This is a genomic window from Microbacterium yannicii PS01, assembly GCF_000304335.1.
Lineage (GTDB): Bacteria > Actinomycetota > Actinomycetes > Actinomycetales > Microbacteriaceae > Microbacterium > Microbacterium yannicii_A.
The window spans coordinates 13,061-25,698 of sequence record NZ_CAJF01000013.1 but is presented as its reverse complement, the minus strand read 5'-3'; the positions used below and the strand labels follow the sequence as shown (position 1 = coordinate 25,698).

The window sequence follows — 12,638 nt, the reverse complement described above, 5'->3', positions numbered from 1 at the left end:
GATCGGCACGGCGGAGGTGTCCCATGGACGACGACTCGACGACGGACGAATACCGGCGAGCACTCGAGGTGGCCCATCGGCGGGCGCTGCGCTGGCTCGACTCCCTGGAGGAGCGTCCGATCCGTCCCGAGGTCGCGGTCGACGCGATCCTCTCCCGCCTCCATCGCCCCCTCGGCGCGGAGGGGCTCGACGCCGCGGCCGTCGTCGAGGAGCTGGCCGAAGCGGCCGAGCCGGGACTCATGGCGATGGGCTCTTCCCGCTTCTACGGATTCGTCATCGGGGGCGCCTATCCCGCGGCGCTCGCCGCGGACTGGCTGGTGTCGACGTGGGACCAGAACACCGGTTCCCGCCAGCCCACTCCGGCGACCGCTGCCGTCGAGGAGGTCGCCGCGGCGTGGCTGCTCGAGGTGCTCGGCCTTCCTGCTGAGAGCGGCGTCGGCTTCACCACGGGCGCGACGAGCGCCAACCTGTCGTGCCTGGTCGCCGGTCGCGATGCTCTGCTGCGCCGGCGCGGGTTCGATCCTGTCGCCGGTCTGCAGTCCGCGCCGCGGATCCGCTTCCTCGCCGGCGACGCGGTGCACACCTCCGTCGTCCTCGCCGGCCGCATCGCCGGGCTGGGCGCCCCGCACACCGTGGGCGCCGACGAGCAGGGCCGTATCGACGTCGCCGCACTGGCGCGCGCCCTGGCCGACGGAGATGGCCCCGCCCTCGTCGCGCTCCAGGCCGGCGATGTCCACTCCGGCGCGTTCGACGACTTCACCGCCGCGATCGAGGTCGCCCGCGCGGCGGACGCGTGGGTGCACGTCGACGGCGCCTTCGGGCTGTGGGCGGCGGCGAGTCCGGCGCTGCACCACCTGGTCGAAGGTCTGGCCACCGCCGACTCCTGGGCCACCGATGCCCACAAGACCCTCAATGTGCCGTACGACTGCGGCGTGGCGATCGTGCGGGACGAGGCGGCGATGACGGCATCCCTCGGCGCCCACGCGGCGTACCTGCCCGTGGTCGAGAGCGTGTCCGACCCGTACGACCGGGTGCCCGAGCTCTCGCGCCGGGCCCGCGGCGTGACGGTGTGGGCCGCGCTGCGGTCGCTCGGGCGGCGAGGCGTCGTCGACCTGATCGACGGGCTGGTGGATGCCGCCGCCGCGCTGGCAGAGGGATTCCGGACGATTCCCGGACTCGAGGTCCGCAACGACGTGGTCTTCACCCAGGTCTGCCTCGCGGCGGGCGACGACGCCGCGACGGCTGCACTGGGGGACTGGCTGCGAGCCGAGGGCACCGTCTGGGCGTCGTCGTCGACGTGGCAGGACCGCACCGTGGTGCGGTTCGCGGTGAGCAACCGCGGGACCGACGCGGAAGCGGTGCGCCGCACCGTCGACGCCGTGGCGCGCGGGGCCGCCGCGCTCGGGATCAGGTGACGCGCCCCGTTCAGGTGACGCGCCCGATCAGTTGACCGGGCCGGTCCACTTCTCGCCGGGACCCTTGCCGATGGGGTCGGGGATGACCGAAGCCTCGCGGAACGCGAGCTGCACGGACCGCAGTCCGTCCCGGAGAGAGCGGGCATGCATGTCGCTGATCTCGGGAGCGCCGGCCGTGATGAGCCCGGCGAGGGCGTTGATGAGCTTGCGTGCCTCGTCGAGATCGGTCTGGGTCGCGGGGTCGTCTGCGAGTCCGACCTTGACCGCCGCCGCGCTCAGCAGGTGCACCGCGGTCGTGGTGATGACCTCGACGGCCGGCACGTCGGCGATGTCGCGAGAGGCGGATGCCGCGGCCTCCTCCTGCTCCTCCCAGCGAGCCTGGCGCGCGGCATCCGTCGCCGTCGTCGTGTCGGTCTGGGGAGCGTCGTCGTCTCGAATCGTGTCCACGCCGTTCTCTCTGCTAAACTTGTGCGGTCTCCGGTGCGTTCCGCGCCGGATCGGAAAGTGGATCACATCCCACCCGCGCTTGCCGTTCCAGGCTACCGGGTCACGTACTCCGCCCCGACCGCTCTGCGGCCGGGGTTGCCGCATGAGGAACACGCGGGAAAAGGGTGCAGGAAGTCGGGGCTCGCAGCGTCCTGACGGGTGGAGTGGGATCTTCCTCCGCCCGCGACGCATCCGTGTCGCGGTGGTCAGCACCCCGCAACCCAAGGAGTTCCGCATCAGCGATCCCCGCACCAACGACCGCATCCGCGTCCCCGAGGTCCGCCTCGTCGGACCCGCGGGTGAGCAGGTCGGCGTCGTCCGCATCGAGGTGGCGCTGCGCCTGGCTCAGGAAGCCGACCTCGATCTCGTCGAGGTGGCCCCGAACTCGAAGCCCCCCGTGGTCAAGATCATGGACTACGGCAAGTTCAAGTACGAGGCTGCGCAGAAGGCCAAGGAAGCGCGTCGCAATCAGGCGAACACCGTCCTCAAGGAGGTCCGGTTCCGTCTGAAGATCGAAGCCCACGATTACATCACCAAACTCAAGCGCGCCGAGGGCTTCCTGCAGTCGGGCGACAAGGTCAAGGCGATGATCCTCTTCCGTGGCCGCGAGCAGTCGCGTCCCGAGCAGGGCGTCCGCCTCCTCCGCAAGTTCGCGGAGGACGTGGCCGAGTTCGGCACCGTCGAGTCGAACCCCACGATCGACGGCCGCAACATGGTGATGGTCATCGCGCCGCACAAGAACAAGTCCGAGGTGAAGACCGAGCAGAACGCTCAGCGCGCCGCGAACAAGGAGGCCGCTCGCACCGCCCGCACCGGCGGCGCCGCCTCCGAAGAAGCCGAGCCGGCAGCCGCCGAGTAGGCCCCACAGACTCCCGCACCGCGGGATACGACTCCCGCCTTGTCGGGATGTGAAACGAAGGAAGAACAGATGCCGAAGCAGAAGACCCACTCGGGTGCCAAGAAGCGCTTCAAGGTCACCGGCAGCGGGAAGCTCATGAAGCAGCAGGCGAACCTTCGCCACAACTTCGAGGGCAAGTCGTCGCGCCGTACCCGTCGCCTGTCGCAGGAGCAGGTTCTCGCTCCCGGCGACGCCAAGGTCGCCAAGAAGCTCCTCGGTCGCTGAGCGCCCGACGCACGAATAGGAATCACACGAAATGGCTAGAGTCAAGCGGGCGGTCAACGCCCACAAGAAGCGTCGCGTCATCCTCGAGCGCGCCTCCGGTTACCGGGGTCAGCGTTCGCGCCTGTACCGCAAGGCGAAGGAGCAGGTCACCCACTCGCTCGTCTACGCGTACCGCGACCGTCGCAAGCGCAAGGGCGACTTCCGCCGCCTGTGGATCCAGCGCATCAACGCCGCTGCCCGTCAGAACGGCATCACGTACAACCGCTTCATCCAGGGCCTCGGCCTCGCGGGTGTGCAGGTCGACCGCCGCATGCTCGCAGAGCTCGCGGTGAACGAGCCGGGCACGTTCGCGTCGCTCGTCCAGACGGCCAAGGGCGCACTGCCCGAGAACGTCAACGCGCCCAAGAGCGCCTGACGACGGCATCCGTCCTGAAAAGGCGTCCTCCGCGAGGAGGGCGCCTTTTCTGTCCCTAGACTGAGTGCCGTGCTCGAGAACCCTCGCTCTCCGCGCGTGCGCGCCGTCGCGAAGCTGACCAAGCGCAGCGCCCGCCACGAGACGGGGCTGTTCCTGCTCGAGGGGCCGCAGGCCGCGCGCGAGGTGCTGGCGTACCGCGCCGACACGCTCGTCGAGCTCTTCGCGACGCCGACGGCGATGGAGAAGCACGCCGACATCCGCGACGCGGCGAGGGATGCCGGCATCGAGGTCGTGCTCACCACCGAGGCCGTGCTGGACGCCATGGCCGACACCGTCACCCCGCAGGGCATCGTCGCCGTCGCGCGGCAGTCGCCGACATCGCTGCGCGAGATCTTCGCCGCCTCGCCCCGGCTCGTCGCCATCTGCGAAGAGGTGCGCGACCCCGGCAACCTCGGCACCATCATTCGGGCAGCTGATGCCGCGGGAGCCGACGCCGTCGTGCTCACGGGCCGCACCGTCGACCCCTACAACCCCAAAGTGGTGCGCGCCACGACCGGCTCGCTGTTCCACCTGCCGATCGCGGTCGGAGTCGATCTGCCGACGGCGATCGAGAAGGCCCACGCCGCGGGCGTCCGCGTCATCGCGGCCGACGTCGGGGGAGGGGACTTCCTGGCGTCGCGCGCCATCCTCGCCGAGCCGACCGCGTGGCTGTTCGGCAACGAGGCCCGCGGACTCGACGACGACGCCCTCGCGCTGGCCGACCTGTCGCTGCGGCTGCCCATCTTCGGTGCGGCTGAGTCGCTGAACCTGGCGACCGCGGCCAGCGTGTGCCTGTACGAGACCGCGTTCGCGCAGCGGGCCGCAGTCTGACGCCCCGTTCCCGCGCTGTTACAGAACGGTAAAGGGTCGCGCGCCCACTGGCCCGCGGTCGGAGCGCGCCCCTAGGGTGAACTCATGGCGACACCTGAAGCCCCGGCGCCGGCGCCCCGGACCTCGAACATCTCGGTGCGGCGCGGCGAACCACTGGTCATCATCGACCACGTCGACAAGCACTTCGGCGACCTGCACGTGCTCAAAGACATCAACACCGTCGTCAATCGCGGCGAGGTCGTCGTCGTGATCGGACCGTCGGGCTCCGGCAAGTCGACGCTGTGCCGCGCGATCAACCGGCTCGAGACGATCGATTCGGGCACCATCTCGATCGACGGCGCCCGGCTTCCCGAAGAGGGCAAGGCGCTCGCGCAGCTTCGTGCCGATGTCGGCATGGTGTTCCAGTCCTTCAACCTCTTCGCGCACAAGACTGTGCTCGAGAACGTCACGCTCGGGCCGATCCAGGTGCGCGGCATGAAGAAGAAGGACGCCGAAGAGAAGGCGATGCAGCTGCTCGACCGCGTCGGCGTCGCCAACCAGGCGAGGAAGATGCCGAATCAGCTGTCGGGCGGTCAGCAGCAGCGCGTGGCGATCGCGCGCTCGCTGGCGATGAACCCGAAGCTCATCCTGATGGACGAGCCGACGAGCGCGCTGGATCCCGAGATGATCAACGAGGTGCTCGATGTCATGATCGGCCTCGCGGCCGACGGCATGACCATGATCGTGGTCACGCACGAGATGGGCTTCGCGCGCAAGGCCGCGGACCGCGTGCTGTTCATGGCCGACGGCGCGATCGTCGAAGAGGCCACGCCCGAGCAGTTCTTCACGAACCCGCAGAGCGAGAGGGCCCAGGACTTCCTGTCCAAGATCCTCGAGCACTGATCCCGCTCCGGCCGCCTGCCGCGGCCGGGAACCAAGAGGACCGTCACGAGCGGTCCGCCACAGCAAAGGACGAAGACATGAAGCGAATGCGACTTCCGCTGATCGCACTGGCAGCCGCCGGTGCGCTCGCGCTGTCGGCGTGCGCCACCGGCGGCACGCCCGGCGGCGAAGAGACCACCGCCCCCGAGCCCGAAGAAGTCACCTTCGAAGAGGGCACCACGATGGCGGAGCTCAACGAGGCGGGCTCCATCACGATCGGCACCAAGTTCGACCAGCCGCTGTTCGGCCTCATGGGGCCGTCCGGCACGCCGGAGGGCTTCGACGTCGAGATCGGCAAGATCATCGCATCCGAGCTCGGCATCGCCGAGGAGGACATCGAGTGGAAGGAAGCGGTCTCGGCGAACCGCGAGCCGTTCATCCAGAACGGCGAGGTCGACATCGTCATCGCCACGTACACGATCAACGACAAGCGCAAGGAGGTCGTCTCCTTCGCCGGTCCTTACTACATGGCGGGTCAGTCGATCCTCACGCTCGCCGACAACGAGGACATCGAGAGCGAAGCCGACCTCGAGGGTGAGCGCGTGTGCTCGGTGACAGGTTCGACCCCGGCGGCCAAGCTCGCCGAGATCGGCGCTGAGCCGGTACTGACCGACACGTACTCCAACTGCCTCGAGCCGCTGCGCAACGGGGATGTGGTCGCGGTCTCGACCGACAACGTCATCCTCGCCGGCCTCGCGGCTCAGAACGAGGGCGAGTTCAAGGTCGTCGGCGAGCCGTTCACCGAGGAGCCCTACGGCATCGGCCTCGCCCTCGAAGACACCGAGTTCCGCGACTGGATCAACGACGTGCTCGAGAAGGCGTACGAGGACGGCCGCTACGAAGAGGCCTGGAACTCGACCGCCGGCACCGTGCTGCCCTTCGTCGAGCCGCCGGCACCGGACCGCTACTGATGTCGACGACCCGGTCCGTCCTCGCCGACGGGCCGGGTCGCCGTCCGTCCTGAACGAGGAGCAAGGAAGGAGAGCCCCATGGAGCAGTTGTGGTCGCTGATGCCGATCTTCCTCGAGGGCTTCCGCGTGACGCTGATCCTGCTGGTGGTGTCGGGCATCGGTGCGCTCGTGCTCGGCACGCTGATCGCCGCCATGCGGATCTCGCCCGTCGCCGCGCTGCGCGGTTTCGCGGCGTTCTGGACGGAGATCGCGCGGAACACCCCGCTCACACTGGTGTTCTTCTTCACCGCTTTCGTGATGCCGATGCTCGGGCTGCGGGCTCCGTATCTCCTGCTGGCCTTCGTCGCGTTGACCTACTACACGTCGCCGTTCGTCGCAGAGGCGCTCCGCTCCGGTATCAACGGCGTGCCGCTCGGTCAGGCCGAGGCGGCGCGGAGCATCGGCCTCGGCTTCGGGCAGACGGTCTCGCTGGTGGTCCTTCCCCAAGCCTTCCGCATGACGATCCCGCCGCTCATCAACGTGTTCATCGCTCTGACGAAGAACACGTCGGTAGCGGGCGGCTTCTTCGTGGTGGAGCTCTTCGCGACGACACGCCAGCTGGCGAACGACAACGGCAACATCGTGATCCCGATCCTCCTCACGGCGGCCGTCCTGTACCTCGTCATCACCATCCCGCTCGGTTTCGTGGCCGGGCGTCTCGAGAAGCGCTGGGTGGTGAAGCGATGAGCACGTCGGTCCTGTTCGATGCCCCCGGCCCTCGGGCGCGGCGATTCTCGCTGATCCTCTCGGTGGTCTCACTCATTCTGATCGCCGCCCTCACCGTCTGGGTCGTGACGCTGCTCGCCGCTCCTCGGGAGTCTGGCGGAATCACCCTGCCGGGCATGTTCGACGCGAGCCGCTGGGACATCTTCGTCGACCCGGAGGTCTGGACCTCCATCGGGCGCGGCGTCGTGGCGACGCTCCAGGCGGCGGCCGTCGCCGCGGTCGGAGCACTCATCCTCGGCGTCGTGCTGTCCCTCATGCGCAGCTCGGCGATCGGCTGGGTCCGCATTCCGACGGCGTGGCTCATCGAGTTCCTCCGCGGCATGCCGGTGCTGCTCATGATGCTGTTCATCCTGCTCGTCGCATCCACCGGCGCCTTCTGGGCGGTCGTCGTCGCCCTGATCCTGTACAACGGCACGCTCATCGGCGAGATCCTGCGGGCCGGTCTCGTCGCCCTGCCGCGCGGCCAGCGCGAGGCGGCCCTCAGCGTGGGAATGCGCGAGTTCCAGTCCAAGATGCTGGTGGAGTTCCCTCAGGCGTTCCGGCAGATGCTGCCGATCATCGTCGCCCAGCTCGTCGTGCTCCTGAAAGACACGTCGCTCGGGTACATCGTGGGCTACAACGAGATCATCCGGAACAACATGAACAACCTGCTGAGCTTCTTCGGCAACAGGTACATGTTCTCGATGTTCGTCGTGACGCTCATCATCTACCTCGTGATCAACCTGACGCTGTCGTGGTTCGCTCGCTGGCTCTCGCGGCGTACGGCGAGCGGCGGCGGACGGGTGCGTCGTGGCAAGGCGGCCGACCCCACGAACCCGGCGACCCTCCTCCAGGTGGAGGCGACGGCGGCCGCGCGCCAATCCGAGTACAACGGTCCGCGCTGACAAGCGTGCGGCCCGTCGGACGGCTGACTGCAGCGGCGGGGGCGGGCTCGCTCCGTCGGTAGACTCGTCTCTCGTGTCCGACGCTCCTGAACCGCGCCCATCGAGTTTGGCCGAGATCACGCCCGAGGCGGTGACCGCCGCCGTCGACGACGCGCTCGCCGCGATCGGCTCCGCCTCCGATACGGCGAGCCTGAAGGCCGCCCGTTCCGCGCACAGCGGCGGGGGCTCGCCGCTGGCGAAGCTCAACGCCCGCCTGCGCGACGTGCCGAACGAGAAGAAGGCGGAGTTCGGCAAGCTCGTCGGACAGGCGCGTGCGCGCGTGAACCAGGCGTTCGCCGCGCGCGAGGAGGAGCTGGCTGAGGCTGAGACCGCCGCACGGCTCGAGTCCGAGCGCGTCGACATCACCGCCCTGGCCGCCCGTGCCCGCGTCGGTGCGCGGCATCCGATCTCTCTTCTGCAGGAGCAGATCGCCGACATCTTCGTCGGCATGGGGTGGGAGATCGCCGAGGGTCCCGAGCTCGAGCACGAGTGGTTCAACTTCGACGCGCTCAACTTCGACGTCGACCACCCGGCACGGCAGATGCAGGACACGTTCTTCGTCGATCCCGTCGACCGCCACCTCGTGATGCGCACGCACACGAGCCCTGTGCAGGTTCGCTCGATGCTCGAGCGCGATCTGCCGCTGTACGCGCTGTGCCCGGGCCGGGTGTACCGCACCGACGAGTTCGACGCGACGCATCTTCCGGTCTTCACCCAGTTCGAGGGCATCGTCGTCGACAAGGGCATCACGATGGCCCATCTCAAGGGCACGCTCGACCACGCCGCCAAGGTGCTGTTCGGTGCCGAGGCCAAGACGCGGTTCCGCGCCAACTTCTTCCCGTTCACGGAGCCGTCCGCCGAGCTCGACCTGTGGCACCCCACCTTCAAGGGCGGGGCGCGCTGGATCGAGTGGGGCGGCTGCGGCATGATCAACCCGAACGTGCTGCGCGCGGCGGGGATCGATCCGGAGGAGTACTCCGGCTTCGCGTTCGGCATGGGCATCGAGCGGACCCTGATGTTCCGCAGCGACGTCCAGGACATGCGTGACATGGCCGAGGGCGATGTCCGCTTCAGCGAGCAGTTCGGAATGGTGGTCTGATGCGCGTCCCGCTCTCCTGGTTGCGTGAGTACGTCGACGTCCCCGCCGAAGCCACGCCCGAGGACGTCCTCGCGGCGCTCGTGCGCGTCGGCTTCGAAGAGGAGGACGTGCACCGTTTCGAGCTGCAGGGCCCCATCGTCGTCGGCGAAGTCGTCGAGTTCGTCGAAGAGCCGCAGTCCAACGGCAAGACGATCCGCTGGTGCCAGGTGCGCGTCGCGCATGACGGCGAGCGGGCGGCCGACGGCGGCGATCCGGTCCACGGCATCGTGTGCGGCGCCCGGAACTTCTTCGCCGGCGACAAGGTCGTGGTGACGCTGCCCGGGTCGGTGCTGCCCGGACCGTTCCCCATCGCGGCGCGCAAGACCTACGGCCACGTGTCGGACGGCATGATCGCCTCGGCGAAGGAGCTGGGACTCGGCGACGAGCACAACGGCATCCTGCGCCTGGTCGAGCTCGGCATCGACGCGCCCGTCGGCACCGACGCGATCTCGCTGCTCGGCTTGGACGACGCCGCCGTCGAGATCAACGTCACGCCCGACCGCGGATACGCGCTGTCGATCCGCGGCGTCGCGCGCGAGTACTCGCACGCCACCGGTGCTCCCTTCCGCGATCCCGCCGAGCGGACATGGGATGATGTCGCGCCCGGATCGGGCTTCCCGATCTCCGTCGACGACACTGCTCCGATCCGGGGCCGGGTGGGGGCGTCCGAGTTCGTGGCGCGCGTCGTGCGCGACGTCGACCCGACCAAGCCGACGCCCGCCTGGATGATCGCTCGCCTGACGCTCGCCGGCATCCGCTCGCTCGGCATCCTGATCGACATCACCAACTACGTCATGCTCGAGCTCGGGCAGCCGATCCACGGCTACGACCTCGACAAGCTGAGCGGCGGCATCACCGTCCGGCGTGCGACGCCGGGCGAGAAGCTCGAGACGCTCGACGCGAAGGTGCGCTCGCTCGACCCTGAAGATCTGCTCATCACCGATGAGTCCGGTCCGATCGGCCTCGCCGGCGTCATGGGCGGCGGCACGACCGAGATGAGCGATTCGACCCGCAACGTGCTCATCGAGGCGGCCACGTTCGACACCGTGTCGATCGCGCGCACGGCCCGTCGGCACAAGCTCCCGTCCGAGGCATCCCGTCGCTTCGAGCGCGGCGTCGACCCGCTCGTTCCGTTCGTGGCGGCGCGCCGCGTGGCCGAGCTCATGGTCGAGTACGCCGGCGGCACCAGTGACGAGGAGCTCGGTGGCGCGCTCTTCGCCGAGGTGCTCATCTCGGGCATCGAGCTTCCGCCGCTGTTCGTGCAGCACCTCATCGGCGTGAACTACACCGCACAGCAGATCGAGCGGTCGCTGCGACTGATCGGCTGCGAGGTCGTGGAGGCCGAGGACGACGCGGCCGGATGGCACGTCATCCCGCCGTCGTGGCGCCCCGACCTCACCGACAAGTGGACGCTGGCCGAAGAGGTCGCCCGCATCGAGGGGTACGACCTCATCCCGTCCGAGCTTCCCACGCCCCCGTCGGGCCGCGGCCTCACTCCGGCCCAGCAGGGCCGGCGCCGCGTCGCGAACGCCCTGGCGTCCGCCGGATACGTCGAGACACCCTCCTTCGGCTTCACCACCGAGGACCAGAACGACCTGCACGGCTCGGCGTCGGGGGAGCACCTCCCGAGCGTGAAGCTCGCCAATCCCCTCGACGGCCAGGCGCCCTTCCTGCGTCGGTCGCTGATCCCGGGTCTGCTCCAGGTGGCGCACCGCAACGTGTCACGTGGCTTCACAGACCTCGCGCTCTTCGAGACGGGCGTCGTCTTCCTTCCCGAGACCGGCGTCCGGTACGGAACGGCCCACGTGCCGCCGCTGGCAGTGCGACCGGATGCCGCGACCCTGGCCGAGCTGGACGCGTCGATTCCGCCCCAGCACCGGCATGTCGCCGTCCTGCTCACCGGCAACCTGGTGGCCAAGCAGCCCGGGCTGGCGGCGGCGGCCGCCCAGCTCGCCGACGTCCTCGACGCCGTCCGGACGATCGCCGGCGCCGCAGGAGTCACCATCGACGTGGCCCAGGGCCAGCGCGCCGCGCTTCACCCGGGCCGCACGGGTGTGCTCTCGGTCGCGTCGGCCGACTCGGGGTCCAGCGTGGAGGTCGGCTACGTCGGGGAGCTTCTTCCTGCCGTCGCCGAGGCATCCGATCTTCCCGGTCGCGTCATCGTCGCCGAGCTCGATCTGGATCTCGTGCTCTCGCTCGCGGGCGAGCGCGTCGTGGCTTCGTCGCTCTCGGGCTTCCCGGCCGCGACGCAGGACGTGTCTCTCGTCGTGGGAGCAGACGTCCCTGCCGCTGAAGTGCGCGCCTCGCTGCTCGAGGGCGCCGGCGACCTGCTCGAGTCCCTGCGACTGGTCGACGACTACCGCGGCCAGGGTGTGCCCGAGGGAGCAAAGAGCCTGACGTTCGCGCTGCGCTTCCGCGCGCCCGACCGCACCCTGACCGCTGCCGAGGCTTCCGAGGCGCGGCTCGCGGGCGTCGCCGTCGCCGCCGAGCGCTTCGGCGCGACGCTGCGCGAGTAGCCGCCCCTCCGCTGACGGCGGTGCGGGCCTCCGTGCCGTGCCTGATTCTGGTTGGCTGAGCCTATGACCGATGTGCTGGTACTGGGCGGGACGGGCTGGCTGAGCGGCCGCATCGTCGATCGATGGACGGCCGGCGGGGCCTCCGTGACCTGCCTCGCGCGGGGTGGGCGACCCGCCCCCTACGGCGCGAGGCTGGTGGTCGGCGACCGGGACGAGTCCGGCGTCTACGACGCGGTCGCGTCGCGGGACTGGGATGAGGTGGTGGACATCTCGTCCAACCCGGTGCACGTCGCTTCAGCGGTCCAGGCGCTGGGCGAGCGCGCGAAGCACTGGACCTACATCTCCACGGTGTCGGTCTATGCCGCGAACGACGAGCCGGGAGCGGATGAGTCGGCGGACCTTCTCGTGCCCGCCGGACCTGATGAGGACGAAGACTACGGGCGCGCGAAGGCGAGGGCCGAGGCATCCGTCCGCTCCTCGCTCGGCTTCCGGGCCGCTGTCGTCCGCCCGGGTCTCATCGTCGGCCCGGGCGACCCCACCGATCGGTTCGGCTATTGGGTGTCGCGCTTCGCTCTCGCCGCCGCCGACGCCGACTCCGCGAACGTGCTCGTGCCGGATGCCGAGGGCCGGGGTGCGCATGTGATCGACGTCGACGACCTCGCGGATTTCGTCCACGCGATCGGGCGTGAGCGCTGGACGGGTGCAGCGAACACCGTGGGTGACCCGGTCGAGCTGGACGCACTGTTCTCCGAGGCGCAAGCCGTCGCGGGATACACGGGGACGACCGTCACAGCCGCCGACGACTTGCTCGAGGCGCACGACGTGGCGTACTGGTCGGGCCCGCGCTCCCTGCCCCTGTGGCTGCCGCGCGACATGCCGGGCTTCTGGACACGGTCCAATGCGGTCTACCGTCTGCTCGGCGGACGTCTTCGGCCGCTGGGCGAGACGCTGCGTCGCACCTTGGACGACGAGCGCGAGCGCGGACTGGACCGCGACCGTCGCGCCGGCCTCTCGCGCGCCGACGAACTCGATCTGCTGTCCGATCTCGGCGTACCCAACTCCTGAGATCTCGAGTCCGCGGGACTCGTGTGAGCCGACAGCCCGCGCCGGCGCCACGAACCTCAGGAGTTGCGCACGTCACGCGGTGCCGCCGGC

Annotated in this window: 13 protein-coding genes; 12 read left to right on the top strand and 1 reads right to left on the bottom strand. The window is 69.6% G+C overall.

All coding sequences use genetic code 11. From position 1 onward, the window contains the following. Positions 1-23 precede the first annotated feature (23 nt). The gene (locus WYM_RS09205) at positions 24-1,415 is read left to right on the top strand and encodes a pyridoxal phosphate-dependent decarboxylase family protein (protein WP_019180542.1); all 1,392 of its coding nucleotides are present in this window, start codon (positions 24-26) and stop codon (positions 1,413-1,415) included. Between the two features lie 27 nt (positions 1,416-1,442). Here WYM_RS09205 and WYM_RS09200 read toward each other — a convergent pair whose 3' ends face one another. Further along, entirely contained in the window at positions 1,443-1,862 is a 420-nt protein-coding gene (locus tag WYM_RS09200) for a DUF1844 domain-containing protein (RefSeq protein WP_019180541.1), read from the bottom strand. A 241-nt stretch (positions 1,863-2,103) separates the two neighbouring features. Here WYM_RS09200 and infC point away from each other — a divergent pair, with 241 nt between their 5' ends. From infC to WYM_RS09145, 11 genes are all read left to right on the top strand, one after another. Beyond that, entirely contained in the window at positions 2,104-2,760 is a 657-nt protein-coding gene (gene infC / locus WYM_RS09195) for a translation initiation factor IF-3 (RefSeq protein WP_019180540.1), read from the top strand. A gap of 69 nt (positions 2,761-2,829) precedes the next feature. Next, entirely contained in the window at positions 2,830-3,024 is a 195-nt protein-coding gene (gene rpmI, locus WYM_RS09190) for a 50S ribosomal protein L35 (protein WP_018172232.1), read from the top strand. A 31-nt stretch (positions 3,025-3,055) separates the two neighbouring features. Continuing rightward, a complete protein-coding gene (gene rplT / locus WYM_RS09185; protein ID WP_019180539.1) occupies positions 3,056-3,439 on the top strand; it encodes a 50S ribosomal protein L20 in 384 nt (127 codons plus the stop codon). A 69-nt stretch (positions 3,440-3,508) separates the two neighbouring features. Further along, on the top strand, positions 3,509-4,309 hold the full coding sequence (locus WYM_RS09180; protein ID WP_019180538.1) for a TrmH family RNA methyltransferase: 801 nt from the start codon (positions 3,509-3,511) through the stop codon (positions 4,307-4,309). A gap of 84 nt (positions 4,310-4,393) precedes the next feature. Continuing rightward, positions 4,394-5,191: an amino acid ABC transporter ATP-binding protein gene (locus tag WYM_RS09175; RefSeq protein WP_019180537.1), complete on the top strand. Its 798-nt coding sequence runs from the start codon at positions 4,394-4,396 to the stop codon at positions 5,189-5,191. Between the two features lie 77 nt (positions 5,192-5,268). Beyond that, positions 5,269-6,141, top strand: coding sequence for a glutamate ABC transporter substrate-binding protein (locus WYM_RS09170; protein ID WP_019180536.1), 873 nt, complete (start codon positions 5,269-5,271; stop codon positions 6,139-6,141). Between the two features lie 78 nt (positions 6,142-6,219). After that, positions 6,220-6,867, top strand: coding sequence for an amino acid ABC transporter permease (locus WYM_RS09165; protein ID WP_019180535.1), 648 nt, complete (start codon positions 6,220-6,222; stop codon positions 6,865-6,867). After that, complete coding sequence (locus WYM_RS09160) at positions 6,864-7,790, top strand: amino acid ABC transporter permease (RefSeq protein WP_019180534.1); 927 nt, start codon at positions 6,864-6,866, stop codon at positions 7,788-7,790. Before WYM_RS09165 ends, WYM_RS09160 begins: the two co-directional genes overlap by 4 nt. 73 nt (positions 7,791-7,863) lie before the next feature. Then, positions 7,864-8,928, top strand: coding sequence for a phenylalanine--tRNA ligase subunit alpha (pheS, locus tag WYM_RS09155; protein WP_237739369.1), 1,065 nt, complete (start codon positions 7,864-7,866; stop codon positions 8,926-8,928). After that, positions 8,928-11,483, top strand: coding sequence for a phenylalanine--tRNA ligase subunit beta (gene pheT / locus WYM_RS09150; RefSeq protein WP_019180532.1), 2,556 nt, complete (start codon positions 8,928-8,930; stop codon positions 11,481-11,483). Before pheS ends, pheT begins: the two co-directional genes overlap by 1 nt. A 63-nt stretch (positions 11,484-11,546) precedes the next feature. Further along, positions 11,547-12,548, top strand: coding sequence for an NAD-dependent epimerase/dehydratase family protein (locus WYM_RS09145; protein WP_019180531.1), 1,002 nt, complete (start codon positions 11,547-11,549; stop codon positions 12,546-12,548). Positions 12,549-12,638: the final 90 nt, after the last annotated feature.

Excerpts from the sequence above, each read along its gene's own strand:
- rpmI (WP_018172232.1), top strand. The coding sequence starts at position 2,830 with ATGCCGAAGCAGAAGACCCACTCGGGTGCCAAGAAGCGCTTCAAGGTC.
- WYM_RS09205 (WP_019180542.1), top strand. The coding sequence starts at position 24 with ATGGACGACGACTCGACGACGGACGAATACCGGCGAGCACTCGAGGTG.
- WYM_RS09145 (WP_019180531.1), top strand. The coding sequence starts at position 11,547 with ATGACCGATGTGCTGGTACTGGGCGGGACGGGCTGGCTGAGCGGCCGC.
- WYM_RS09170 (WP_019180536.1), top strand. The coding sequence starts at position 5,269 with ATGAAGCGAATGCGACTTCCGCTGATCGCACTGGCAGCCGCCGGTGCG.
- WYM_RS09160 (WP_019180534.1), top strand. The coding sequence starts at position 6,864 with ATGAGCACGTCGGTCCTGTTCGATGCCCCCGGCCCTCGGGCGCGGCGA.
- WYM_RS09175 (WP_019180537.1), top strand. The coding sequence starts at position 4,394 with ATGGCGACACCTGAAGCCCCGGCGCCGGCGCCCCGGACCTCGAACATC.
- WYM_RS09165 (WP_019180535.1), top strand. The coding sequence starts at position 6,220 with ATGGAGCAGTTGTGGTCGCTGATGCCGATCTTCCTCGAGGGCTTCCGC.
- rplT (WP_019180539.1), top strand. The coding sequence starts at position 3,056 with ATGGCTAGAGTCAAGCGGGCGGTCAACGCCCACAAGAAGCGTCGCGTC.
- pheT (WP_019180532.1), top strand. The coding sequence starts at position 8,928 with ATGCGCGTCCCGCTCTCCTGGTTGCGTGAGTACGTCGACGTCCCCGCC.